This is a genomic window from Halomonas sp. BLK-85 (genome assembly GCF_044792155.1).
Taxonomy (GTDB): domain Bacteria; phylum Pseudomonadota; class Gammaproteobacteria; order Pseudomonadales; family Halomonadaceae; genus Vreelandella.
Genome location: NZ_CP087731.1, coordinates 2,374,942 through 2,398,261 on the forward strand (window position 1 = coordinate 2,374,942; position 23,320 = coordinate 2,398,261).

Here is a 23,320-nt window from a genome sequence, read left to right on the forward strand (position 1 = left end):
GGCGCGCTTGATCAGTGGACGAAAAGTGACGTTCTGATTAGCTGAAAATTAAAACGCCCCGGAGAGTGCCGAGGCGTGTCGTGCATGTGGATGCGTGCTATTTCAAAACAAAATGGAGGATCATTGATACGTCTCAAGCAGGGCGTTCACCAGCCCTTTCAAATGCACCAGGCGAAAGCGCACCAGTGACGCGAGCATGCCCGGTGGTAACTGCCCTTCGATCACTTCCAGTCTGGCAGCCGCGCCCATTAGCGCCTTGTGGCTGGGGTGGCCTGCGAGCGCCAGCGATACTCCCTTGGCGCTCTTTGCTAAGTCGGCGTCGATACTGCGCAGGCTGGCCGCCAGGCGCTTCGCCTCGATCGCTGCTTCACTTTGCATGCTGGTTCTCCCATAAGCTCCGGTTGGCGGCGCGGCGGCCTGCATTGTCTTTGCGGTGTGGTGTGGGCTCTGCATCGGCGGCTTGGTGCCAGGCAGAGACGTAACGCCTTGCGGCTTGCATGGCGTCACCAGTGGCTAGACTGCTCAAGCAGCGAAGCAAGTACAGTTCATCCTCCCGGGTCAGTGGGCATTGCTGTTTGATGAAGTCGTACCAGGTAGCCGGGTGCTCAATGACAAGTGCCGGGGTATCCGGTTGCTCTACTGGCAGTGTCGCCAGGTCAGGCCATAAAGCCTTGGCGGCTTCCAGCGCTCGGGGATCGTTCAATACCCGCTGGCATTGGCTCCTTGCCACGTCCGCACCAGGGGCAGTTTCATGCAAGTCATCCAGCACAGCCACCAGTTCAGCAGCAGCGGCTCGGGTCAGCTTGAGCAAGGCAGCATGGGCGAGCGCTTCCACCTCCCCAAGGTCACGACCAACGGCTCGCAGGTTGGCCAGCATGGTTTCCACTTCATCAGCGGTGGCCAGCGGGGTGTTATTGCTGACGGTTTTTTGTTTCGCTCCTATCACATCCGAGCGGGAACAGCGGGAACGCTGGGAACACCATTGTTTTAAATGGTTTTTTTCTGTTCCCGTTGGTGGGGGCGCTGCGGGAACAGCGGGAACACTTGCTCTTAACCGACGCTGTTGGAGTACATCACGCAAGCTCATTGGTCAGCCTCCTTGGGTAGCACCGCGTATAAACGTTTGACTGTGCCGTTTACTCGCTTATTCACGGCCAAGCGCTTGGCTTCTTTCTCATAAAGCCAGTTGGCCTTATCCAGAACAGCCGCAATGGTCTTGGCATCAAAGCCTCTGGCGGCTTCCTCAAGCTCGGCTTTCTGGAAGTAGAAAACTCGGTCGTCTCCTATATCCGACCAGTACCCCGCTCGCTGGTGAACGGTAGGAGTATGTTGGGCTGGTAAGTAGTCGGGCCTCGAAGGTGTTAGCTCGCTGAAACGACTATCCCCATGGCGCTCAATAAAGCTCCTAACGCCTTCCAGGATCGCCATGTCTTCAGGGGGTAGACTGCCGCGTTCGCTCTGCCATAGCGCAAAGCAGGTGGCGATAGCGTCAAGTGAGTGACCCGGCTGCCAGCCTGTAATGCCTGCCTCTGTGGCTAATTCACCTGCCATAGCCAGTAAGCCAAACGCGCCAGCGGCACGACTGGAAACTCCGTCCTGTGTTCCACTGAAGGCCGGATCTTGCATGGTTTCGTGATACAGCGCTGGCAGGTCGTCCTGTTTCAGTAAGTGGTTTATAAAGGCAGTCCCTGCATGGCCGTAATGCTCTGCCGTGGCACTTTTGATGGCATTGGCAAAGTCACTAGGGTTTATGCCCTGAGTATCATCAAAGGCACCGTATAGACGACCAGTGGCAGGGATGTCCAGCAGCCGGGCATCCTGCCCCGCCTTGGCGGTTCTGCCTGCTTCGCTCATGTGAGATGCCAGGCTTCGTTCCCCGCTGGACAGCAGCATTAAACGCCAGTGCTGTGCTTCACGTATTCCGCCAGTTCGCGCGGCTCGCTGCTTGCCAACACCGTTCGCCACCATGTAAACCATGCTGCCTGCTTCGCGCGGGTTCGCTTGGCTCAACTCGTCTAGCACCATGCAGGTGTCATTCTGAGACGCGGCTAAGGCTTCCACACCATTCCCGGTCGCGGCCCATGGGCGTAAGAACTGTGGGCTTCCCCATACACTAGCCGCCATTTGCAGCCCCGTCGTTTTGCCTTTACTGGATCCGCCACGGAGGTTAAAACCCAGCCCTCCCGCTGCTTGCTGCTTGCCGGGCCATATCAACGGCCCCGCCAGAGCTACGCACACGCACAGTATCAATATCGGGTTACTTTTGGCGTTGCTTGCTACTTTATCGCGCCAGCCCTCAAGGCTTCCTCTGGCCTCAAAGTAAGTGGAACGCATAGCCTCGGCGCTGAAGCTGTAATCCTGATTCCCCAGCGTCCGGTTTGGCAGTACAAAGGCACTTGCGTTGTCGTGCCAGCCTGTCGTGGTGGCGGCGACAATACGGTCTTTGGGGTGGCTCTCCATGATGAAGTCAGCTAGCTTGGCGCGGTGCTTCAGGCTGTGGGTGTGGCCCATGTCCAGCAACTCCCGGCGAAGCTCGGCACCGCATTCACTGAGCAGGCGCATAGGTAGCACACGCTCACACCAGCGACCCTCACTGTTTCTAAACCGCAACTGACGGCCAAAGTTACCGCCGTGTTCGTCTCGGCTGATCGCTGTTACTTCGATGGGGTCGGCAATCCGAACATCATCGTTCACCAACTCCCCGTTGTGCTGCTTAGTTCCATGCCACCAAAGCCCAGCAGGCTTTACCTTTTTGCCTACCTTAAAGGGCGCGTTATGGTTGGCGATGCAGGGACGTTTTATATCAGGGGTCAGCGGCTCGCCATCTTGCGGATCGGTCTCTTCTCCCAATGGTGCGTTTGTTCCCGGTGTTCCCGCCGTGTTCCCAGTAGGAACGATGTCAGTTTTTTTTGATAAGGCTCTGTTTTTGCTTCCCTCATTAGTGGCTATTCCCGTTGTTACCGTTGTTCCCGCTGGAAAGGTATAAAGGTGACCCTGGGTGGCGGCTGTCGTGCTCTGGTCGTCCAGCTCAAATAGGTTGCCGTTATCGTTGGGTTTCCAGTTCATTGACCACGCTCCTTGCGGCATACCGCTACATCCGCAAAATCAGTACAGCCGTTGCAGCCAGGGCAGAAGATAGGCATCAGCACCTTGCTCCCGATAGTGAGGGCAGCCAGCCGGGCCTTGGTGGCACCGGGATTGCCTTCGGTGAAGCGGTCATCATCGGCGGCGATGGTGATATCCACGTTATCAGGTAGGCGCCGGCGTAGGCGGCGGGATACCGGCTCCAGGTTGTTAGCATTGCGAGCGACGATAACCGGAACGCCCATAGCCTCATGAAGGGCAACGGCGGTTGCCCAGCCTTCAGCCACCAGTACACGGTCAGCGCCAGTAAGGGTTCCTACCAGGCTGGCCACGCCTTTAGTGCGTCCACCAAAAAGTACCTTCTTGGCACCGTCCGGATAAACGCGCTCCAAATTAACCAGTTCACCGTCATAGTAGAGGGGAACCAGCAGCATAGAATCCCGCTGGCGTAGCCCACGCGGTGCCAGGTACTTCCGTTGCAGGTAGCGGTGTGATGGGTCGGCAGGGCCAGCCATGGCCCACCAGCGTCGGGCCTGCTCAGCTGTCTTGACGTATTGGGCGCGGCGCTCTGCCTCGCGTTGCTCCCTTGCCCGCTGTGCTGCCAGGCGGGCCTCAGCAGCGGCGGCGGGATTGGTTTCCCCGCTAGTGCTCAGAGTGTGCTGTTCGCCGGTATGCCAGAAGCCATAAACAGCCACGTCCAGCGAGGGACAAACGTACCAGCCGTTGCGGTTGCCCTTGGGCTTGTCGGTACTATCAAAACGGTGGATGCGGCCATCACCACGAATGGCCAGGCCGGTGATACCGTAGGCGGCCAGGGCTTCGGCCAGCGCCGCCTCGATGCTGCTATACTTGGGAGGCGCTTTGGCTGGCGCTTCAGGTTGGGTCCGGCCCCTGACGGGGGGCCGGGCCTTTTGCGTTTCGGGTGTCATGCCTCGCCCTCCTTGCGTCTACCGCGTTCACTTTGTCCACCTTGGCCGGTGATCCGGCGCCAGGCGCGGGCCAGCAGGTGCGAAAGCTCAAACATGGCTGGCGCCCTCCTTTGCCCTAATGGGCTGCCATTGGCCGCCCTCCAGTCGCTCGCATCTCAACTCCTCCAGGGGCAAGGGGCCACCCAGTTCAAACCAGTGCCGTGGATCGCTTCCAACCTCGGCGCCTACCGCCTCCAATGCCCAGCGGTCGCGCCTGGAAATTCCGGCAAACCTACACGCTCGGCGCCAGTCCATAAGCCGGCCATCATCAGCGGGTAAAGCGAAGCGCACGCAACCGAATACGTCGTGGTACTCCTCGAAGTTTTGCGGGACCAGCAGGCCGCCCAGCCAGAGGGATTTGGTGGCAGTGGGCTCCCAGAAAGGATGGGCAGAGAACCAAATCAGCGGGCGCTCGCCGGCCACATCGGCACGGCCTTGAAGCTCACCGCTCGACACGATCAACGGCAGGTGTTGACGCTCGCTGGTGTAATGATAAACCGCTCTCATGACGACGCCTCCCGCTGGGCTTGCTCCCAGCTTTCAACGTCACTCAGTGGCCAACGAGTAAGGTTGCCGGCCAGCTTCACAGGGGCGGGAAAGCGGCCCTCTCGCGACCAGCGCCAGATGGTGGCCTCATGGGTGCCGTACCGGGTGGCCAAGTTTTTGACGGACAGCCAGGCCCGCCAGACGTTGCTGGCGCCTTGTTTGTCCGATGCGGAGGTGTCATGGCCGCCAGCAGCGGCGGCGCGGGTGGGGTCTTCCATGTGGTACTGCCTCGCGTTGTGGGTTCACGGGCAGCATGGCGTGGCGCTCTCGCGCCTTGTCCCAAATGGAACGGGTGGCGCTCCTCATGGGCTCCAGATAGGCGTATCTCGAATCATGGCCGCTCGCTGGCGCGCTCATCACGGGCGGCCTGTATCTCCTTCACAGTGTTGGCTATCGGGTCTTTGTCCAGCTTCAGCCCTTGGCGCTCCAGTACTGCTTGTAGTATGCCGGCGGCCTTGTAGGGCTCGAGTGGTATCTCACCGCCCAGCGCCTCAAGCGCCAGCGCCTCAATCAATGTCAGATAGGTATGCCGTCGGCGATGATGAAGGGGCTTGTCTTGCAAAGCTGGTGCCTGGGGCTTGGGCATGACACGCAGCGCTTCAGGTATGTCATCGTCGGTAACGCCTGACGCCTTCAGCCAGCGGTAAACCTCTTGGCGTCGCAATTTTAGTCGAACGCCATCGACGTACTTTGTTTTCCATTCATCAAAAAAAGATGGTTCCCATGACCATTCATCTCTAAGCCCTTCAGATAGCGGTACAGGATCATTTTCACAGGTTTCTGCCCATTCGGGTTCCAAGTTGCCTTCCTGTGCGGCTCTTACTAGCACGCGATGCCATTCGTTTTTTTCTTCAATGTCCTCAGATTTTGGCCAAATCAGGAAGTCGGTGACATCGTTTCCAGTCAGCAAAATGGAAACTTCTTCACTGCTCAACCGGCTCTTGATATGCCAAGGTGAAAGTGCCATTGGCGCCACTCCTCGCGCTCACTCCGGGAAAGGTTGGCCGGCGGGCGCGGTGGAGTCGCCGCGCTTTCAGGTGTACGGCCCTAGCCGGCCAAATCGGTTAATCGATAGATGCCTCGCGGATCGCTGTCACCTTGTCGCTAGCGCTGACAGGGGTGGCCAGGAAGGCGGCCCATTGCTTCATCACGCGGGCGCGCTTGGCCAGCAGGTCACCCCGGCGGTAGGCGGCTTCGGCTTGGTTGCCAATGGCGTGGGCCAGCACCATCTCGGCCACGTCATGCGGGGTCGCGGTGCGCTCGGCCATCCAGTCGCGCAGGCTGCTACGAAAACCGTGGACGGTGGTGCGCTCACGGTCGCCCATATCGTCCAGCACGTTGATCATTGCCCGGTCGCCCAGCTTGCGGCCCATCTTGTTGGGGAATGCCAGCCCCTCCTCGGCCTGGGGCAGTGATCGCAGCAGCTCGACGGCAGCCGGCGCCAGCGGTACGCGATGCTCGCGGCGCCCTTTCATTCGCTCAGGAGGCACCGTCCAAACTGCTCCGGCCAGGTCGATCTCCTCCCAACGGGCGCCCAGCACCTCGCCGGAACGGCTGCCCGTCAGGATGGTGAACGCCAGCGCCTTGGATGCCATATCGTCGCGCTCGCTCAGCCGCGTCCAGAAAGCCGGCATGTCATCAATCGGCATCGCGCGGTGGTGGGCCTTCTTCTTTATCTTGGCGGTGGACGGCAGCACGGCATCCAAATTGCCCTTCCAGGCGGCGGGGTTGGGCCCGTCACGATGCCCGTGGGCAGTCGCCCACGCCATTACGCTCTCGATGCGCTGGCGCACGCGGGCGGCGGTGGTGGGCTTGCTCTGCCAGATAGGCTCAAGGGCTTGCTTGACGTGGACCAGCTCAATATCGGCCACGCTCATGGCGCCCAACTCCGGCAAGGCATATGCTTCCAGGCTCTTGCGCCATTGCTGGGAATGTCGCGGGCTGCTGGCCTCGGCTTGCTTCACTTTAATGACGGCTTCGGCTGCCTGGGCGAATGTCAGGCGGCGCCGTTCGGCTGCCAACCGCGCTTGCTTGGCGGCCTTCTTTTGGCTCAGGGGGTCGATACCCTCGGCCAGCAGCTCGCGGACCTTGCGCGCTTTCTCGCGGGCCATGGCCAGGGATGTATCGGGGTAGCCGCCCAAACCGTGGTCCCGGCGCACCTTGTAGGGCTTGCCGCTCTTGGCCAGGCGTGATTCGCCAGTGGAGTAGCGCAGAATCCACGAACGAGCGCCGCTCCTATCGACTCGCAGCAGCAAGCCGGCCACGTCGCCCACGGCATGGAAACCGGGGGTGGTAAGTCGCTTCACCTCAAGGGCGGATAGGGGACGAGCTTTCTTGGGCATAGACTCTTACCAACATAGCTACCAACATAGGATGTGCTATTGGATGCTAGTACATGCCACGCGATACTACAAGTACAGGTGGGGAAGCTTCTGATTTTAGGGGATTTGACTGGTGGGCCCAGTAGGACTTGAACCTACGACCAAGGGATTATGAGTCCCCTGCTCTAACCAACTGAGCTATGGGCCCGTAAAGCGCGCATATCATAGCGAAACTTGATCGCCGGGGCTAGCCTTTTCCATTCAGCACAGGGCACTTTTATGCATGTTGAGTCTATGGGGGTAGCCCATCTGGAGATGACTTATGAAAGGCATGTTTGTCGTGGTGTTTTTACCCCTGCCACTGGATGGCAATGCCCTGATGGCCAACTCGACGGTGCGCACGCTGCTGGCCCTGGTAGGCTACCAAACGCCTGAGCCTTATGTGCCAGTAAAGCTGTCCGCCCGGCTGGTCAATCGCTAGTCGACCAGGGTATCTCTATCGCCTGCCCGGGCAGCCCCGGTCTGCACCCGCCATTGGGCAGCATAATGGCCGTTGGCTGCCAGCAAACTTGAATGGTTGCCTCGCTCAGCGACCTGGCCTTTTTCAATCACCACGATTTCATCGGCATCAACTATGGTGGACAGCCGGTGGGCAATCATGATGACGGTACGCCCGCGGGCAATGCGTTCAAGGGAGCGCTGAATCGCTGCCTCGGTTTCGTTGTCAACCGCGCTGGTAGCTTCATCCAGCACCAGTATGGGCGGGTCTTTAAGTAGCGCTCTGGCCAGGGAGAGCCGCTGGCGTTGCCCACCCGAGAGCCGTACGCCCCTCTCGCCCACCGGGGTTTCCAGGCCTTGGGGTAATGTTGCGATAAAGCTCCAGGCCACGGCGGTTTTCGCGGCGTCAATAATGTCGGCGTCTGGTGCATCGGGTCTGCCGTAGGCAATATTGTCACGGATGCTACCTTCAAACAGGTAGACATCCTGGCTAACCAGGCCAATCGCCTGGCGTAACGAGTGCATGCTGACCGCATTGATCGGCTGGCCATCCACCAGCACTCGGCCGCTGGTGGGGTCATAGAAACGCAGCAGTAGCTTGATCAGCGTGGATTTACCCGAACCGGTAGCCCCCACCAGGGCCAGGGTGTTGCCTGCAGGCACATATAAATCCACGCTTTTCACGCCGACCTGGCTGGCGTCATAGTGGAAGCTTACTGCTTCAAAGCAGACCTCACCCATAACAGGCGCTGCCAGTGGCGTGGCACTGTCGTCTTTAACGGTAATCGGCACTTCCAGCAGGTCGAGAATCCGTTTGGTGCTGGCCATGGCGCGCTCGAAAAGGTCAATCACCTGAGCAAGCCCCGTCAAAGGCCAGAGCAGGCGCTGGGTAAGGAAAACCAGCACACCGTAGGCACCAACGTTAAGATTACCGTTAAGCGCCATCATGCCACCCACTGTAAAGGTCGCCAGAAAGCCCGCCAGAATCGCCATCCGAATCACGGGAATAAACGCAGAGCTGACCTGAATCGCCCGGCGATTAGCGTCTACATAGGCTTCACTGACCTCGCGTAGGCGCTCGGCTTCACGCGCTTCACTGGTAAAGCTTTTGATGGTGGCAATGCCGCTCAGGTTATTTGACAGGCGGCTGCCCAGATCGCCGACCTTTTCACGCACATCGCTGTACAGCGGCCCGGCCTTGCGCTGAAAGAAGAAGGCGCCCCAGATGATCAGCGGAATCGGGGTAAACGCCAACAGCGCAATCAGCGGGGAAAGTACAAAAAATACCGCGCCCACCGCCACAACTGTAACGCCGACCTGAATCAGGGCATTGGCGCCACCATCCAGGAAACGCTCCAGCTGATTGACATCGTCGTTCATGGTGGCTACCAGCTGGCCAGAGCTTCTCGACTCAAAAAACGCCATATCTAACCGCTGGGCATGTTCATAGGTGTCCTGACGCATATCGGCCTGTAATCGCTGAGCCAGATTGCGCCATAGCACCTGAAAAAGGTATTCAAACAGCGATTCGCCTGCCCAGATAAAGAAGGTCAGCACGGCCAGTATGGTGATCTGCTCCTGAGGGGATTCAAACCCCAGGCGGGCAACAAAGCTTTTCTCCTGGTTGACGACCACATCAATCGCGACACCAATCAGGATTTCCGGAGCGATATCAAACAGCTTATTGATAATCGAGCAGGCGCTGGCCGCCACTATGCGCCGCCGGTAGCCCCTGGCATAGCGCAACAGCCGGATAAGCGCCTGAAAGCTTTGGCTTGAAGACGAATGGGGTTGCGTTGAAGGCGAAGAAGTCGTCACGTCGTTTCCTTGGTTGTCGGGCCTTTCCAGCCTGAAAGGCGCTGCATTGACAGTATCGATTAGCCAGCGGTGGCTGACAGCTTGCCAGTTAGCGGCCTAATTAACGACAATGAAGCCTGAACAACCCTTAAGGAATGTTAATGCTTGCCGAGCTGTTTGCCGTCATGGCCCCCGTTATTGCAGGTGCAGGCCTGGGATATACCTGGGTACGCCTGGGCCATCCCTACCCCGTCGACTTTGTGACCCGCCTGGTGTTTAACATTGGCACACCTGCTCTGGTGCTTGCCTCACTCAGCGGCGCGGAGATTGATGCCACAACCTTCGGGCGTACCATGCTGGCAACCTCGCTGGTCATGGTCAGCATGGCAGTCGCCACCTTTTTTGTCGCCAAAATGCTGGCCCGCGACTGGCGCGTATTACTGGCCCCGATGATGTACCCCAATACAGGCAATATGGGGCTGCCTGTGGTGTTGTACGCTTTCGGTAGTGCGGGCTTTGCCTACGGCATTACCGTCATGGTGACGGTATCACTGTTTCAGTTCACCCTGGGAAGCCTTCTCGGCAGCCACGGCAACCCACTGAAGACCTTGGCCAAAACGCCGACGGTCTATGCCATTGTCATGGCAATGACGCTACTTTTGACCGACACGTCACTGCCGCTCTGGCTAGCCAACAGTGTCGATTTGATGTCCGGATTCACTGTACCGCTGATGCTGATTACCCTGGGAGTCTCACTGGCCAGCATTCAGGTGAAGAGCCTGCGCTCCGGGATTCGCTTCAGCCTGATACGCATCCCTTTGGCGGCGGCGATCGCCTGGGCCATTGGTTATCTGCTCCACTTGCCCGCCATGGCCCACAGCATCCTGATACTGCAGATGAGCATGCCGGTCGCCGTGTTCAATTACCTGTTTGCCCAACGCGCCAACCGTGAACCTGGATACGTGGCAAGCCTGGTATTCTGTTCAACCCTGATGGGCCTGTTCTATCTACCCATCCTGCTGGCGTTATTGATGTAGCGTCATCAGCCGTTGAAGCCCCGAACGCGTTTCCCTGCTAGGCTGTAATCATCGTTCTGGAGGGAGAGTCCACGTGGCCATCTTTTATTGCCAGCCTTGGTGCAGGCACATAACCAGCACCCTTCTTGCCATCACCGCCGCCCTGGCCTTGAGTGCGACTACCCATGCCCAATCCTCACTCAGCGTTGACACTCAGCACTTTACGCTGAACATTGAACGCGTGGCCAGCGGACTGAACCGCCCCTGGTCAGTCGCCTTCCTGCCGGATGCCCGCTACCTGGTCAGCCAGCGCTCCGGGGAACTGATACTGATTGATCAACAAGGCAACAAGCAGACCCTGAAAGGCATGCCTCAAGTGAGCACTCAGGGTCAGGGTGGCTTGCTGGATATCAGCCTGCATCCACGTTTTGGACAGTCGGATGGCCAGAACGATTGGATCTACTTTACTTGGAGCAAGCCTGAAGGCAACCTGAGCCGCACGGCGCTCTCTCGGGCCAAGTGGCAGGGAGATTCCCTCGGGCCCGTTGAACATATTTTTGAACAGGATCGCGCTTCTGCACCCGGGCGCCATTACGGTTCACGCCTGGCCTGGCTTGAAGATGGCACCCTTTTGATGAGCATTGGCGACCGCGGACGCGATCCCAACCGCGCCCAGGCGCGGGATGACCATGCCGGTTCAACCCTGCGCCTGAACGATACCGGTGGCGTGCCTGACGATAACCCCTTCATTGGTGACCCCGATACGCGGGATGAAATCTACACCCTGGGTAACCGTAACATTCAGGGTTTAACGGTTCTCAGCAACGGCGATCCCTGGGCAACCGAACATGGGCCACGCACCGGTGACGAACTCAATCACTTGATGGCAGGTGACAATTACGGTTGGCCAAAGGTCAGTCAGGGCAACGATTATTCGACCAATCAGCCCATTGGTGAGGACTCCCTTCCCGGCATGCGCGATCCTCTACACGTATTCCAGGGCCGTTTCGCACCCTCTGGGTTAACTCAAGTAACGTCTGATACGTATCCGGAATGGCAGGAGCACTTACTGGCCGGCGGCCTCGCCAGCCAGCAGCTTATTCGCCTGACACTGGCCAATGGTGAACAAAGCAATTCTGACAACAAAGGCAACATCACCGAGAACAACACAGAAATTATCGCTCGCGAGGTCGTTTTAAACGGGGAACTGGGTCGCCTTCGTGATATTCGCCAGGCTCCCGACGGTGCACTCTATTTATTGACAGATGCGCCAAAGGGGAGCCTGTACCGTTTAAACAGACACGCGCCATAACCTGTCCATCACCCTCAAAAGTACGTAGTGTTTGGCTGGGGTAGATTGCACGATTCCTGTACTCTGACATTGACAGCTCATCTATGTATAATTGTTGATGATAGTAAGCAGGCTTTTATCCATCTTTTATTTTATGAAACTGTCGGGCTAGCGTTCTCCAGATACGGCGCACCCTGAAAGGCATCACCTTTATTCATCATTTTTAACCGCAGGCTTGATAACGATCACACCACATCAACACGACAGTACGCTTTACTGAGCTGATTCCCAGGCCAGTCAAGCCGATTGGCGTTGATATTTCGCCAATCCCTCTGTCATTGACAAAAGAAGGAGTTTCGCATGTTCAAGCACATCATGGTTCCAGTCGACCTCGCTCACATCGAGGTGCTCGAACCCTCGCTGGAAGTCGTTGCCGATACAGCCAAACACCACGATGCTTCTATCACCTACGTGGGAGTAACCTCCACTGCGCCTAACAGCGTGGCCAGAACACCAGACGAGTACCAGCAGAAGCTTGAAGCCTTTGCTCAAAAGCGTCATGGCGTTCATGGTCAACCGGTGACGGCCAAGGTATACAGCTCCACGGATCCCATCGCCAATGTCGATAACATACTTGTGAAAGCCATTGAGGAACTCGGCGTCGACCTTGTCATCATGGCAACCCATCTGCCGCGTCATCTTGATGCCGTCATGCCCTCCCACGGTGGCAAGGTGGCGACCCACACCGATGCATCCGTTTTCCTGGTGCGCCCGACTGAAACGTGAACCAATCTTCTGCGCTGACAGTAATGCGCAAGACTGGTCTGCCCAAATAAAATCGACGGAGATGTCCAATGGACAACAACTCTCAGAATCCGGATGACTATACACCGGCTCCCTCCGAGGGTATTCCTGCTCCAGAAGGTGCGGCGAACCTGATTGATACCGATTACGTGATCGGTCAAGACAACATCACTGCCTCGCCAATGGGCTTTAGTATCGACCTGCACGGCAAGGTATTCACCATCTCCTCCTTGCTGATCGTGCTGTTCGTGGTGCTGACCCTGGCTCTTCAGGATCAGATCGCCCCCATATATGATGCGGTCTTCAACTTTCTGACCGGCAACCTGGCCTGGTTCTTCATCCTGTCGGCCAACATTTTTGTCATTCTGTGTCTTTTCCTGATCGTTTCACCATTAGGTAAAATCCGCATTGGCGGCGCGGCTGCCAAGCCGGACTTTACCTACATGGGCTGGTTCTCCATGCTGTTTGCAGCTGGCATGGGCATTGGCCTGATGTTCTACGGGGTCAGCGAACCGTTAACGCATTTTGGGACTGCCTATGATGGCGGTAGCTGGGCACCACTCGGTGGTGCAGCAGGTGACTTTGAAGGTGACGAAGCCGGCTCTGTTGCCGTGGGTATGGCTGCGACCATTTTCCATTGGGGCCTGCACCCCTGGGCAATCTATTCGGTGGTCGCGCTCTCGCTGGCGCTGTTTGCCTTCAACAAGGGCTTGCCGCTTTCCATGCGCTCGGTGTTCTATCCCATTCTGGGTGAGCGCGTCTGGGGGTGGCCAGGACATGTCATCGACATTCTGGCGGTGTTCGCCACGCTGTTTGGCCTGGCGACCTCACTGGGGATAGGCGCCTCACAGGCAGCAGCAGGTCTGACCTATCTGTTCGGCGCGCCAGAAAGCGATATCACCATGATTCTGCTGATTATCGGGATCACCATTATTGCCATTGGCTCCATCCTTGCCGGGGTGGATAAAGGCGTACAGCTACTCTCGAAAATCAACATTGGCCTGGCAGCCGCCTTGCTGTTCTTTGTGATTGGCGTCGGCCCTACCCTGATTATTGCCACCGGTTTCTTTGAAAACCTCATGAGCTATGTGGTGAACCTGCCAGCGCTCTCCAATCCTTTTGGCCGTGAAGATGCCAACTTCAGTCAAGGCTGGACGGCCTTCTACTGGGCCTGGTGGATTTCCTGGTCTCCGTACGTGGGTATGTTTATTGCCCGGGTATCCCGGGGCCGTACCGTGCGTGAGTTCATCATCTCGGTTCTCCTGGTTCCTTCCACCGTCTCAATCCTGTGGATGACCGCCTTTGGTGGCACCGCCATTGATCAGTACCTCTCACAGGGAATTGAGGCAGTCCGCGATGCCGGATTGGAGCTGCAGCTCTTTGTCATGCTGGAACAGCTGCCGCTGTCTGGCATCACCAGCTTTATTGCCATTGTGTTGGTGATTGTGTTCTTTGTGACCTCGTCGGATTCCGGCTCACTGGTCATCGATTCGATTACCGCAGGGGGCAAGGTCGATGCACCCAAACCGCAGCGCGTGTTCTGGGCCATTATTGAAGGTACTATCGCCATTGCCCTGCTGCTGGGTGGCGGTTTGACCGCCCTGCAGACCATGGCGGTTTCTACCGGCTTCCCGTTCACTATCATTCTGTTGGTGGCATGCTATGCCATTATCAAAGGCTTGATGAGTGAACCCAAAGCGGTCTGATCAAGCGATCAGCACCCCAAGATCAAGAGCAGCCTCAGGGCTGCTCTTCTTGTGTGGTGCTTTGCCAAGTTTTCTATCGTTAATAATTTAAACAACTACGGCGTGATGCTGAAATGTCATTCCGGTCAACGATAGATATCCAGGAGTGCTGTGGTCCAAGTTGCAGCGCTCAATCATTACCCACCTATGACGGAGATGTCCTATGGACTCAAACTCTCAACGTCCTGAAGAAAAAAAACGTTCCGAGGGGGTGCCTGCCCCTGACGGCCCTGCCAACCTGATCGATACCGATTATGTAATCGGGCAGGACAACCTGACAGCCTCGCCAATGGGGTTCAATATCGACCTGCATGGCAAGGTATTCACCATTTCATCCTTGGTGATTGTTCTGTTCGTGGTCCTGACTCTGGCATTACAGGATCAGGTTGCCCCTGTTTATGATGTGGTTTTCAGCTACCTGACCACCAACCTTGCCTGGTTCTTCATTTTTGCAGCCAACATCTTTGTGTTGCTGTGCCTTTTTCTGATAGTTTCACCGTTCGGTAAAGTACGCATTGGTGGCGCCGAGGCCAAGCCGGACTTTACCTATATGGGCTGGTTCTCCATGCTGTTTGCTGCCGGGATGGGCATTGGCCTGATGTTCTTCGGCGTCAATGAGCCGCTTGCCCACTTCGGCACCTCCTTTGATGGCAGCAACTGGGCGCCGCTGGGTGGCGCAACTGGCGAGCTGGAAGGCGATGCAGCCGGCTCTGCGGCTCTCGGCATGGCCGCCACCATTTTCCACTGGGGCCTGCACCCCTGGGCGATCTACGCGGTCGTTGCCCTGTCGCTTGCCCTGTTTGCCTTCAATAAAGGTCTGCCGCTGTCCATGCGCTCAGTCTTCTATCCGCTTCTGGGCGAGCGCGTCTGGGGATGGCCAGGGCATATCATTGATATCCTTGCTGTTTTTGCAACCCTTTTTGGTCTGGCAACGTCACTGGGGCTCGGGGCTACCCAGGCAGCAGCAGGCCTGAGCTATCTCTTCGGTGCCCCCGAAGGCGATGTCACCATGATACTGCTGATTGTGGGCATTACCATTATCGCCATTGCCTCCATCCTTGCCGGGGTCGAGAAAGGTGTTCAACTGCTGTCAAAAATCAACATTGCCATGGCAGCAGGCCTGCTGTTCTTTGTGATTGCCGTCGGGCCAACCCTGCTGATTGCCACAGGCTTTTTCGATAACCTGCTGAACTATGTGGTTAACCTGCCCGCCCTCTCCAATCCCTTCGGCCGTGAAGATGCCAACTTCAGCCAGGGCTGGACAGCCTTCTATTGGGCCTGGTGGATTTCCTGGTCTCCGTACGTAGGCATGTTTATCGCGCGCGTCTCCCGCGGGCGTACGGTGCGTGAATTCCTCGTCGCGGTTCTGTTGGTTCCTTCACTCGTGTCAGTGCTATGGATGACCACCTTTGGAGGGACAGCCATCGATCAGTACCTGTCTCAGGGCATTGAAGCCGTACGTGATGCTGGCGTCGACCTTCAGCTGTTTATCATGCTGGAGCAACTGCCGCTGTCGAACATCACCTCCTTTATTGCCATCGTGCTGGTCATTGTCTTCTTCGTCACCTCATCGGATTCCGGCTCTCTGGTCATCGACTCGATTACCGCTGGTGGCAAGGTGGATGCCCCGAAACCTCAGCGTGTATTCTGGGCTATCATTGAAGGCTCCATTGCCATTGCTCTGTTGTTGGGGGGTGGCTTGACGGCGCTGCAGACCATGTCGGTCTCCACCGGTTTCCCGTTCACGATCATTCTTCTGGTGGCGTGTTATGCGATCATCAAAGGCTTGATGAGCGAGCCTAAGACTGCCTGACAGCTAGTATCATCAGGAGACCGTAGGGCAGCCCAAGGGCTGCCCTTTTTTATTGGCTTCAGGTTACCAGGGTGTTGACGGCAAGCATCACCGGTCAGGTCCAGAGATCCCGCAATGGTGTTTCCGGTTGATAATGATGAGCAATCTGCGCCTGCAGCAGTTCCGCCGTGGCCAGCGCATCCAACAGGGCATGATGGCCCTGGTAAGCGGGTAGACCATAGCGTTGACGGCTGGCATTCAGGCGAATGGATACGGGTGGACGTCCCAGCCAGCGACGAAAACGTGCCCACAGTGACTGGCGATGCAGGCGCGCTTCCAGCGACATGGTATCGATCATCGGGAAAATCACGCTTTCACCGCGCCGTGACTTGACCGCTGCATCCAGAAACGGGCGTTCGATATGCCGAAAATGCACAACAACCAGGCGGCCTGCCACAGCATCCAACAACTCATTCAATACGTCGTTGAGATCCGGAGCATGAGCAATTTCTGAATGGGTAATATGATGGAAGGCAATCGACTCCTCCGCCAGCGGTCGCGGTGGCTTGACTACCCAGTAACGGCGCTCGGCCAGCAGAATCCTGTTCATGTCAAAAGGCACAATGCCAATACTGACAATCGCATGGCGGCGTTCATCCAGCCCCGTGGTTTCCATATCCAGCGCCACCATGGGCACCTGAGCAATTGGCGTATCGCCGCCGGGCATGGGGGTTTGAAAAAAACGTTGCATGGCAGGATCGCGCACCTGCTGACCGCGCTGGGTCAAATAGGCATTCCAGTCCGACTGAACGACCTTCTTGCGAGGACGTATCACCATCAGCTACGCCCCTGCCTGCTTGCCGGCATCGGATAGCGGAATTTCAGAAACTTCTGGGCGTTACTCAGCACCTGAAAAGCATCTTTCAGCGTATGCCGCTCGTTGCTGGCAACGTTTTCCGGCTCGATGTTGTTATCCGGTGTGCGCTCTTCCTGGAGGTCAATCACCTGATGGCGAATGCGCGACATGCATAGGAACTCCAGTGCATAGCGCAATTTATCACTGACCCCATTGGCCAGCAGCTGTGTTTTAGCAATGTCATCCAGTCGTTCAAAGGAGTTTTGCGCCTTTGAACCACAGGCCAGGGCATGAATCCGGATAAGGTCCACCATGGGGGCGGTACCCCGCCGCTTGAGGTTGATGGAATTATTATGCTTGCCGTCTTTTTCCATCACGAACGTACGGAAGAACCCCAGAGGTGGCGTACGGTTAAGCGCATTACGTGCCATGGCAGCCAAAAACAGCGGTGACTTTGCTGCCTCACTTGCCACCAGATCCTGCAGATCATCGACATACACGTCTTCACCATAGGCGCTGTCAAGATCAAAGAAAATCGAGCTGTGGAGGAGTTTTTCAGGCGATGGATTATTGATCCAGTCACGAAAGTAGTCCTTCCAGACCCGGAGCGGTTGGCGCCACTGCGGGTTAGTGGCCATGACATCGCCTTTACAGTAGGTGTAACCGCAGGCATCCAGGCCATCACTGACAAACTTTGCCAGTTGATAGAAATAGTCATCGTGCAGTCCAGGATCAAAGGCATCATCAATCACCAGCGCATTATCCTGATCGGTCACTATGGTCTGTTCGTTTCGTGCCATGGAACCGTTGACCATAAAACTGTAGGGGACGGGAGGCGGCCCAAGCGCTTCCTCCGCCATCTCAAGCAGGCGGCGGGTAAAACTGCGCCCTATGGTCGACAGCGCGCTGCCGACCATATGCGAGTTGGCTTCTTCCTGAACCATGCGTACAAAAGCCGCACTGACATCCGGCGCCAGGCGAGCCAACCCCTCAACGCTGGACTGACTGAAAATATTGCTGACCAGATAGAGCCCGCTGTGCGTTTCATAGCGGATAATATCGGAAAGATGCACCACCCCAACCGGGCGCTGGCGGTACAAGACAGGCAAGTGATGCACATTACTGCGCAACATGGTCAACATGGCTTCATAGACCGAGACATCGGACTGGACAGTAATCAGGTTAGAGCCAATCACATCACCTACCGGCGTCTCGGGGGGCAGTCCCTGAGCAACAATGCTCTTGCGAAAATCACTGTCGGTCAGGATACCGCACATCTGCCAGGCAACCCCTTCACTGTCATTGAAGCTGAAGCGTGGATTATCCTTGCCAGGTTTGAGCACCAACAGCGCCGAGGCCTGGGCATTACTCATCTGTTGAGCCGCCGCCTGCACTGTGGTGGTGGCCTCCACCATGATCGGATAACGCGATAACAGTTTGCGAATCCGTGTGACCATCATGTCGTTGGACTTTTTCTGCTCTTCTGCAACGCTTTCCAGCCGCGGCCTTTCCACTTCGATAAAATCCGCAAAATGGTCGTCTTCATCACACAGCTGCTGAAAAACAGCCCCGGGAATGAAGTAAATCAGGGTATCTTCAATCGCCTTGGCCGGATAGCGCACCCGGTGCCCGCGCAAAAGGCTGAAGTGGCCGAAGATGTCTCCTTCACCCAGGCGGTTATAGAGCTCCCCCTGGCGGCGATAGACCTCAACGGCTCCACTGCGTATATAACACAATTCGTTGACAGTTTCGTTGAGACGCAGAATCTCGCTACCTGTCTTGAAATAGCGAACTTCAATACTTTCGGCAATACGATCAAGCAGCTCATCTGACAAGCCATCAAAAGGTGGATACTTACCCATGTGCTGATGAATTTCCAAAAGCTCAACGTCCATGCACTTCTCCTAGTCGACTGACTGTTTCCAGGCCTTAAATAACCATCCGTTACTGACAATTTGTCGCCTGCCGCTTGGTTTTGCGGCATATTGAATACAGTGTGCAAGCATCAAGGCACAAGATAAAGCAGTGGGACACAAAAAAGGCCCGACACTGCTATGGTGCCGAGCCTTCTGTGATTCTGGCCCTATCAGAGTATGATCACGGGTGATTTTGACATTAACCTATCATCCCGCCACTGGCCAGATAACACCAATGACATTATGACTCTGAGGACATTTCCTGCACGCGCTGCATCATCTCAGGGTCCTGCTGAATGGCTTGGCCAATCGCATTGAAGGTTTCGACGTCCAGGCCGCTGTCTTCGACGACTTCGATCATCTTGTCGTTGGCTTCAGCTCGCACTTCCTGCTGGCTCTCTTCATCTTCTGCTTCTTGAAGGCGCTGGGTATAATCCTGGGAAATAACCGCGATTTCTTGGGATGCATCAGCAAATTGTTCTAACTGATCATCTGAGAAATCCTGCGCTGGCGCTTCCTGGGTCGCCATGGGATCTTGAGCAGGGTCTTGTGTCTGCTGGGCGTGAGCGGCAGTAGCTACCAAACCGGTGGCGAGAAGAGCGGCAGAAAACAGTGCAGTTAAACGTTGCATAGAAAACCTCGGTAATTTCTGAGGTGAATGTAAGGCGTACGTTAGTTAACGTACAGACTCTGACGCGAGGCAGATGCACAGGTTCAATTTTTTGTGTAACTTAATGTAAAAAAACCAGGATAGGTCCATGCCGCCTTCTAACTTATTGAACAGGATGCCTTTATGCTCAGCCGCTCACTTCAGGAAATGATCTCGACCACTCGCCGTGCCACACCGAGTGAGCTGAGCCTGGCCGCCATGCCCGTCCTGTTTGTTCTACTATGGAGCACCGGCTTTATTGGCGCCAAATTTGGCCTTCCCTATGCCGAACCCTTTACCTTTCTGTTTATCCGCATGATGCTGACGCTCTTGATCCTGATCCCGTTGGCACTTGTCATGCGCATTCCCTGGCCCTCCAGGGCCAGTTTGTGGGGGCATATAGCCATTACCGGCTGCCTGGTTCACGGCGCGTATCTGGGGGGTGTTTTTTACGGCATTTACCACGGCATGCCCGCCGGGCTCGCTGCACTATTGGTCGGTTTGCAACCGCTGCTGACGGCCGCCTGCGCTGGCCCTTTGCTGGGTGAAAAACTCAACCGGCGCCAATGGATCGGTCTGGTTCTTGGCCTGGCAGGCATAACTCTGGTGTTGGGTAGTAAACTTGATATTAGCGACACCTTATTTGCCGGTTTTGGGTTACCGGCGCTGCTCAGCGTGATGACCGCTTTGGCAGGTATCTCGATTGGCACGCTTTACCAAAAGCGTTTTTGCACCAGCATGCACCTGATTTCAGGTACAGCGATTCAATACCTGGCCGCAGGCGCCCTGTTTGGCGTTGGCGCACTGTTGCTGGAAACCCGCAGCGTGAATTGGACACCCACCTTTGTATTGACCCTTGGCTGGCTGGTACTGGTGCTGTCCATTGCCGCCATCATGCTGCTAATGGCGCTGATCAAAAAAGGCGAGGCTTCAAGAGTAGCCAGTCTTTTCTACCTGGTTCCCCCGGTAACCGCCCTGCAGGCCTGGTGGCTATTTGACGAACGCCTGCCCTGGCCAGGCCTGCTGGGAATGGCCATCACTATTCTGGGTGTCGTGATGGTGGTTAAATCATCACAGGCTGGCAGCCAGGCATAATCTAGGGTGACACTTCTACTCACAAGGATTCAGGGTGCGGGAGGTAACCGTTGTAGGTAGCGCGGCCCGCCCAGATTGTGCATCTGTTGACGAATCCATTGGCTACGCTGCTCGACCTGAGGGCTTGGCACGGAGGCACTACGGGTCAGCGGGCTGGGTAGAATGGCGGCTAACAGACTTGCCTGACGGTCACTCAACGCATGGGCCGATGCGCCAAAATAATGCTGGGAAGCGGCTTCCAGGCCAAACACGCCTTCATCCCACTCGGCGACGTTCAGATACACTTCAAGGATGCGCTGCTTGCCCCAGATCAGTTCTATCAAAGCGGTGAACCAGGTTTCCAGCGCTTTACGCCCCCAGTTGCGTCCGCTCCACAAAAAGACATTCTTGGCGGTCTGCTGGCTGATGGTGCTCGCGCCGCGTAGGCGTCCACCGCTGATGGCGGTCGACAGCGCCTGGCGGATTTCAATCAGGTCAAACCCGGAATGAGAAGGAAAGCGCTGGTCCTCGGCGGCTATCACCGCCAGCTTGGCCGCGTCCGCCATGGCCTCCCAATCCCGCCATTGATGGTTAAGGGTGATGGGCTCATTGGCTAGCCATCCTTGAACCTTACGTTCCAGCATTACCATGGAACCCGGCGGCGGCACATAGCGAAAGAGCAGCACCAGAACAACGGATACCAATATAAAAACAAGCGCCACTCGCCAGAGGATTCGCCAGATAAAACCGGCTACATGCGAGAGCGCTCGTTTCAACATCAGGGTTCCTTAGCGCTTGTATAAATGCTCAGCATGATAGCGCAGATGGTCATCAATAAAAGTGGCAATGAAGAAATAGGAATGATCATAGCCCGGTTGACGCCTGAGCGTCAGCGGATGGTCATGCTGATCGCAGACGGCTTCCAGATGATCCGGCTTGAGCTGTTCTTCAAGGAACTGGTCAGCTTCCCCCTGATCAATGAAAAGCCGCTGGCGTGAAGCGCCGTTGGCCACCAGTTCGCAGGCATCATATTGGCGCCAGCGGGTAATATCGTCGCCAAGGTAATGGCTAAACGCATTACGCCCCCAGGGGCACGCCATAGGGTTGACCACTGGAGAAAAGGCCGACACCGAGCGAAAACGCCCTGGGTGGCGCAAGGCCAGAATCAAGGCACCATGGCCGCCCATGGAATGGCCACTGATCGATTCGCGCCCATTGACCGGAAAGTGCTGACGTACCACAGAGGGCAGTTCTTCAGCCACATAATCGTACATACGGTAATGCGGCTTCCATGGTGCTTCAGTGGCATTGACATAAAAGCCCGCGCCAGAGCCCAGGTCATAGCGCTCATGTTCACCGGGCAGGTCGGTACCTCTCGGACTGGTATCCGGGCAGATAATGGCCACACCCAGCTCGGCGGCAAGGCGGTGGGCGCCGGCTTTCTGCATGAAGTTTTCATCATTGCAGGTTAAACCTGACAGCCACCAGAGCAGTGGTACCCGCTCCTCTTCCGCCTGGGGCGGCAGATAAACGGCAAAGATCATGTCGCAATCCAGCGCCCGCGAATAATGACGATAGCGCTTGTGCCAACCGCCAAAACTACGGTTGGCCGATACCAGCTCTAGGGTTTCACTCATGCTCATAGGCACGCTCCTGACAACAGGCTCCGGAATCCTTGCCTGGCGCAGCCACCAAGGCCACGCCACGCATCCTGCGCCCTTACGGGCGCCAGATCATGATGCCACCATCATAATCAGTAATGCAGCACGGTACGAATGCTCTTCCCCGCGTGGAGCAGGTCAAAGGCTTCGTTGATCTGCTCAAACGGCATGTCATGAGTGATAAAATCATCGATATTGATCTCACCGTTCATGTAGCGTTCAACATATCCGGGCAACTCGCTACGGCCTTTGACGCCGCCGAATGCAGAGCCTTTCCAGACCCGCCCTGTGACCAGCTGGAAAGGCCGCGTGGCAATTTCTTCCCCGGCGCCGGCCACCCCGATGATGATCGACTCCCCCCAGCCTTTGTGGCAGCACTCCAGTGCCGAACGCATGACATTGACATTGCCGATGCATTCAAACGAGTAGTCAACGCCACCATCCGTCAGGTCAACAATCACTTGCTGGATCGGGTCGCTGTAGTCCTTGGGATTGACAAAATCGGTTGCCCCGAACTGTTTGGCCAACTCAAACTTGTCGGGGTTGACGTCAATGGCAATAATCCGTGACGCCTTGGCCATCATGGCGCCCTGAATCACCGCCAGACCGATCGCCCCCAGGCCAAACACGGCCACGGTTGAGCCTGGTTCTACCTTGGCAGTATTCAGCACAGCACCAATACCGGTGGTGACGCCACAGCCCAGCAGGCAGATTTTGTCCATGGGGGCTTCCTTGGAAACTACCGCCAGAGACACTTCCGGAAGCACCGTATACTCACTGAAGGTAGACGTGCCCATATAGTGGTGGAGCATCTTGCCTTCCAGCGAAAAGCGCGAGGTACCATCCGGCATGACCCCTTTCCCTTGAGTGGCGCGCACTGAACCACACAGGTTGGTCTTGCCCGACAGGCAGAACTTGCACTGACCGCACTCTGCCGTATACAGCGGAATGACATGATCCCCGGGTTTGACACTGGCCACCCCTGGGCCCACTTCCTGAACAATGCCGGCGCCCTCATGACCCAGCACCGCCGGGAAGTTACCTTCCGGGTCTGCCCCTGAAAGCGTATAGGCATCGGTATGACAGACGCTGGTCGCCGCCATTTTAACCAGCACCTCACCGGCTTTTGGACCTTCCACATCAATGTCTACCAGCTCAAGTGGCTTGCCTGCTTCAAGCGCCACTGCTGCACGTGATTTCATGGTCATCGTCCTTAGGTTTTGGGTAGTGTTGAATGGATATTCATATATTCACCAATATAAACAACGACATCAATGCCGGCTTGTCTGAATGCGCCATCAT

General features: G+C 56.6%; 22 protein-coding genes and 1 tRNA gene. 7 read left to right on the forward strand and 16 right to left on the reverse strand.

The features are described from left to right. Positions 1–120: 120 nt before the first annotated feature. From LL947_RS10750 to LL947_RS10790, 9 genes are all read right to left on the reverse strand, one after another. Entirely contained in the window at positions 121–378 is a 258-nt protein-coding gene (locus LL947_RS10750) for a hypothetical protein (protein ID WP_499833181.1), read from the reverse strand. Next, positions 368–1,087 carry a hypothetical protein gene (locus tag LL947_RS10755; RefSeq protein WP_499833182.1) on the reverse strand — a complete coding sequence of 240 codons (720 nt, stop codon included), beginning with the start codon at positions 1,085–1,087 and terminating at the stop codon, positions 368–370. The genes LL947_RS10750 and LL947_RS10755 overlap by 11 nt, the downstream gene beginning before the upstream one ends. After that, positions 1,084–3,087: a DUF927 domain-containing protein gene (locus LL947_RS10760; RefSeq protein WP_499833183.1), complete on the reverse strand. Its 2,004-nt coding sequence runs from the start codon at positions 3,085–3,087 to the stop codon at positions 1,084–1,086. Before LL947_RS10760 ends, LL947_RS10755 begins: the two co-directional genes overlap by 4 nt. Continuing rightward, a complete protein-coding gene (locus tag LL947_RS10765) occupies positions 3,063–4,013 on the reverse strand; it encodes a toprim domain-containing protein (RefSeq protein WP_499833184.1) in 951 nt (316 codons plus the stop codon). The genes LL947_RS10760 and LL947_RS10765 overlap by 25 nt, the downstream gene beginning before the upstream one ends. 87 nt (positions 4,014–4,100) lie before the next feature. After that, positions 4,101–4,559 carry a hypothetical protein gene (locus tag LL947_RS10770; RefSeq protein WP_499833185.1) on the reverse strand — a complete coding sequence of 153 codons (459 nt, stop codon included), beginning with the start codon at positions 4,557–4,559 and terminating at the stop codon, positions 4,101–4,103. Further along, positions 4,556–4,816 (reverse strand): helix-turn-helix transcriptional regulator, encoded by a 261-nt coding sequence (locus LL947_RS10775; RefSeq protein ID WP_499833186.1) that lies wholly within the window; start codon positions 4,814–4,816, stop codon positions 4,556–4,558. The genes LL947_RS10770 and LL947_RS10775 overlap by 4 nt, the downstream gene beginning before the upstream one ends. Positions 4,817–4,929: 113 nt before the next feature. Continuing rightward, a complete protein-coding gene (locus LL947_RS10780; RefSeq protein ID WP_499833187.1) occupies positions 4,930–5,565 on the reverse strand; it encodes a hypothetical protein in 636 nt (211 codons plus the stop codon). Between the two features lie 97 nt (positions 5,566–5,662). Continuing rightward, positions 5,663–6,940, reverse strand: a complete 1,278-nt coding sequence (locus LL947_RS10785; RefSeq protein WP_499833188.1) for a tyrosine-type recombinase/integrase — start codon at positions 6,938–6,940, stop codon at positions 5,663–5,665. Between the two features lie 110 nt (positions 6,941–7,050). After that, positions 7,051–7,127 (reverse strand) — tRNA-Ile (locus LL947_RS10790). A 114-nt stretch (positions 7,128–7,241) separates the two neighbouring features. Here LL947_RS10790 and LL947_RS10795 point away from each other — a divergent pair. Continuing rightward, positions 7,242–7,400 (forward strand): hypothetical protein, encoded by a 159-nt coding sequence (locus LL947_RS10795; protein WP_499833189.1) that lies wholly within the window; start codon positions 7,242–7,244, stop codon positions 7,398–7,400. On the opposite strand, the gene LL947_RS10800 is transcribed toward LL947_RS10795, so the two are convergent. Next, a complete protein-coding gene (locus LL947_RS10800; RefSeq protein ID WP_499833190.1) occupies positions 7,397–9,235 on the reverse strand; it encodes an ABC transporter ATP-binding protein in 1,839 nt (612 codons plus the stop codon). The two genes, LL947_RS10795 and LL947_RS10800, sit on opposite strands and share 4 nt — an antisense overlap. 140 nt (positions 9,236–9,375) lie before the next feature. Between LL947_RS10800 and LL947_RS10805 the strand changes: the two genes are divergently transcribed. The 5 genes from LL947_RS10805 to LL947_RS10825 all read left to right on the forward strand — a co-directional run bounded on the left by LL947_RS10805 (position 9,376) and on the right by LL947_RS10825 (position 15,883). Then, positions 9,376–10,251, forward strand: coding sequence for an AEC family transporter (locus LL947_RS10805; RefSeq protein WP_499833191.1), 876 nt, complete (start codon positions 9,376–9,378; stop codon positions 10,249–10,251). Between the two features lie 79 nt (positions 10,252–10,330). Then, on the forward strand, positions 10,331–11,542 hold the full coding sequence (locus LL947_RS10810) for a PQQ-dependent sugar dehydrogenase (RefSeq protein WP_499834415.1): 1,212 nt from the start codon (positions 10,331–10,333) through the stop codon (positions 11,540–11,542). Between the two features lie 339 nt (positions 11,543–11,881). Beyond that, complete coding sequence (locus LL947_RS10815) at positions 11,882–12,307, forward strand: universal stress protein (protein ID WP_290822699.1); 426 nt, start codon at positions 11,882–11,884, stop codon at positions 12,305–12,307. Positions 12,308–12,375: 68 nt separating this feature from the next. After that, the gene (locus LL947_RS10820; RefSeq protein WP_499833192.1) at positions 12,376–14,031 is read left to right on the forward strand and encodes a BCCT family transporter; all 1,656 of its coding nucleotides are present in this window, start codon (positions 12,376–12,378) and stop codon (positions 14,029–14,031) included. Between the two features lie 202 nt (positions 14,032–14,233). Continuing rightward, positions 14,234–15,883, forward strand: coding sequence for a BCCT family transporter (locus tag LL947_RS10825; protein WP_404413864.1), 1,650 nt, complete (start codon positions 14,234–14,236; stop codon positions 15,881–15,883). A 94-nt stretch (positions 15,884–15,977) separates the two neighbouring features. Here LL947_RS10825 and LL947_RS10830 read toward each other — a convergent pair whose 3' ends face one another. The 3 genes from LL947_RS10830 to LL947_RS10840 all read right to left on the reverse strand — a co-directional run bounded on the left by LL947_RS10830 (position 15,978) and on the right by LL947_RS10840 (position 19,265). Next, entirely contained in the window at positions 15,978–16,700 is a 723-nt protein-coding gene (locus LL947_RS10830; protein ID WP_499833193.1) for a 3'-5' exonuclease, read from the reverse strand. Then, a complete protein-coding gene (locus LL947_RS10835; protein ID WP_499833194.1) occupies positions 16,700–18,613 on the reverse strand; it encodes a DUF294 nucleotidyltransferase-like domain-containing protein in 1,914 nt (637 codons plus the stop codon). The genes LL947_RS10830 and LL947_RS10835 overlap by 1 nt, the downstream gene beginning before the upstream one ends. Before the next feature lie 262 nt (positions 18,614–18,875). Then, positions 18,876–19,265 carry a DUF4168 domain-containing protein gene (locus LL947_RS10840; protein WP_499833195.1) on the reverse strand — a complete coding sequence of 130 codons (390 nt, stop codon included), beginning with the start codon at positions 19,263–19,265 and terminating at the stop codon, positions 18,876–18,878. A 186-nt stretch (positions 19,266–19,451) separates the two neighbouring features. Between LL947_RS10840 and LL947_RS10845 the strand changes: the two genes are divergently transcribed. Continuing rightward, positions 19,452–20,378, forward strand: coding sequence for a DMT family transporter (locus LL947_RS10845; RefSeq protein ID WP_499834416.1), 927 nt, complete (start codon positions 19,452–19,454; stop codon positions 20,376–20,378). A gap of 29 nt (positions 20,379–20,407) precedes the next feature. Here the strand turns inward: LL947_RS10845 and mtgA are convergent, their stop codons facing one another. The 3 genes from mtgA to LL947_RS10860 all read right to left on the reverse strand — a co-directional run bounded on the left by mtgA (position 20,408) and on the right by LL947_RS10860 (position 23,220). Further along, on the reverse strand, positions 20,408–21,136 hold the full coding sequence (gene mtgA / locus LL947_RS10850) for a monofunctional biosynthetic peptidoglycan transglycosylase (RefSeq protein WP_290822692.1): 729 nt from the start codon (positions 21,134–21,136) through the stop codon (positions 20,408–20,410). Between the two features lie 9 nt (positions 21,137–21,145). Then, positions 21,146–22,000, reverse strand: coding sequence for an S-formylglutathione hydrolase (gene fghA / locus LL947_RS10855; protein WP_290822690.1), 855 nt, complete (start codon positions 21,998–22,000; stop codon positions 21,146–21,148). Between the two features lie 110 nt (positions 22,001–22,110). Further along, a complete protein-coding gene (locus LL947_RS10860; RefSeq protein ID WP_290822688.1) occupies positions 22,111–23,220 on the reverse strand; it encodes an S-(hydroxymethyl)glutathione dehydrogenase/class III alcohol dehydrogenase in 1,110 nt (369 codons plus the stop codon). Positions 23,221–23,320: the final 100 nt, after the last annotated feature.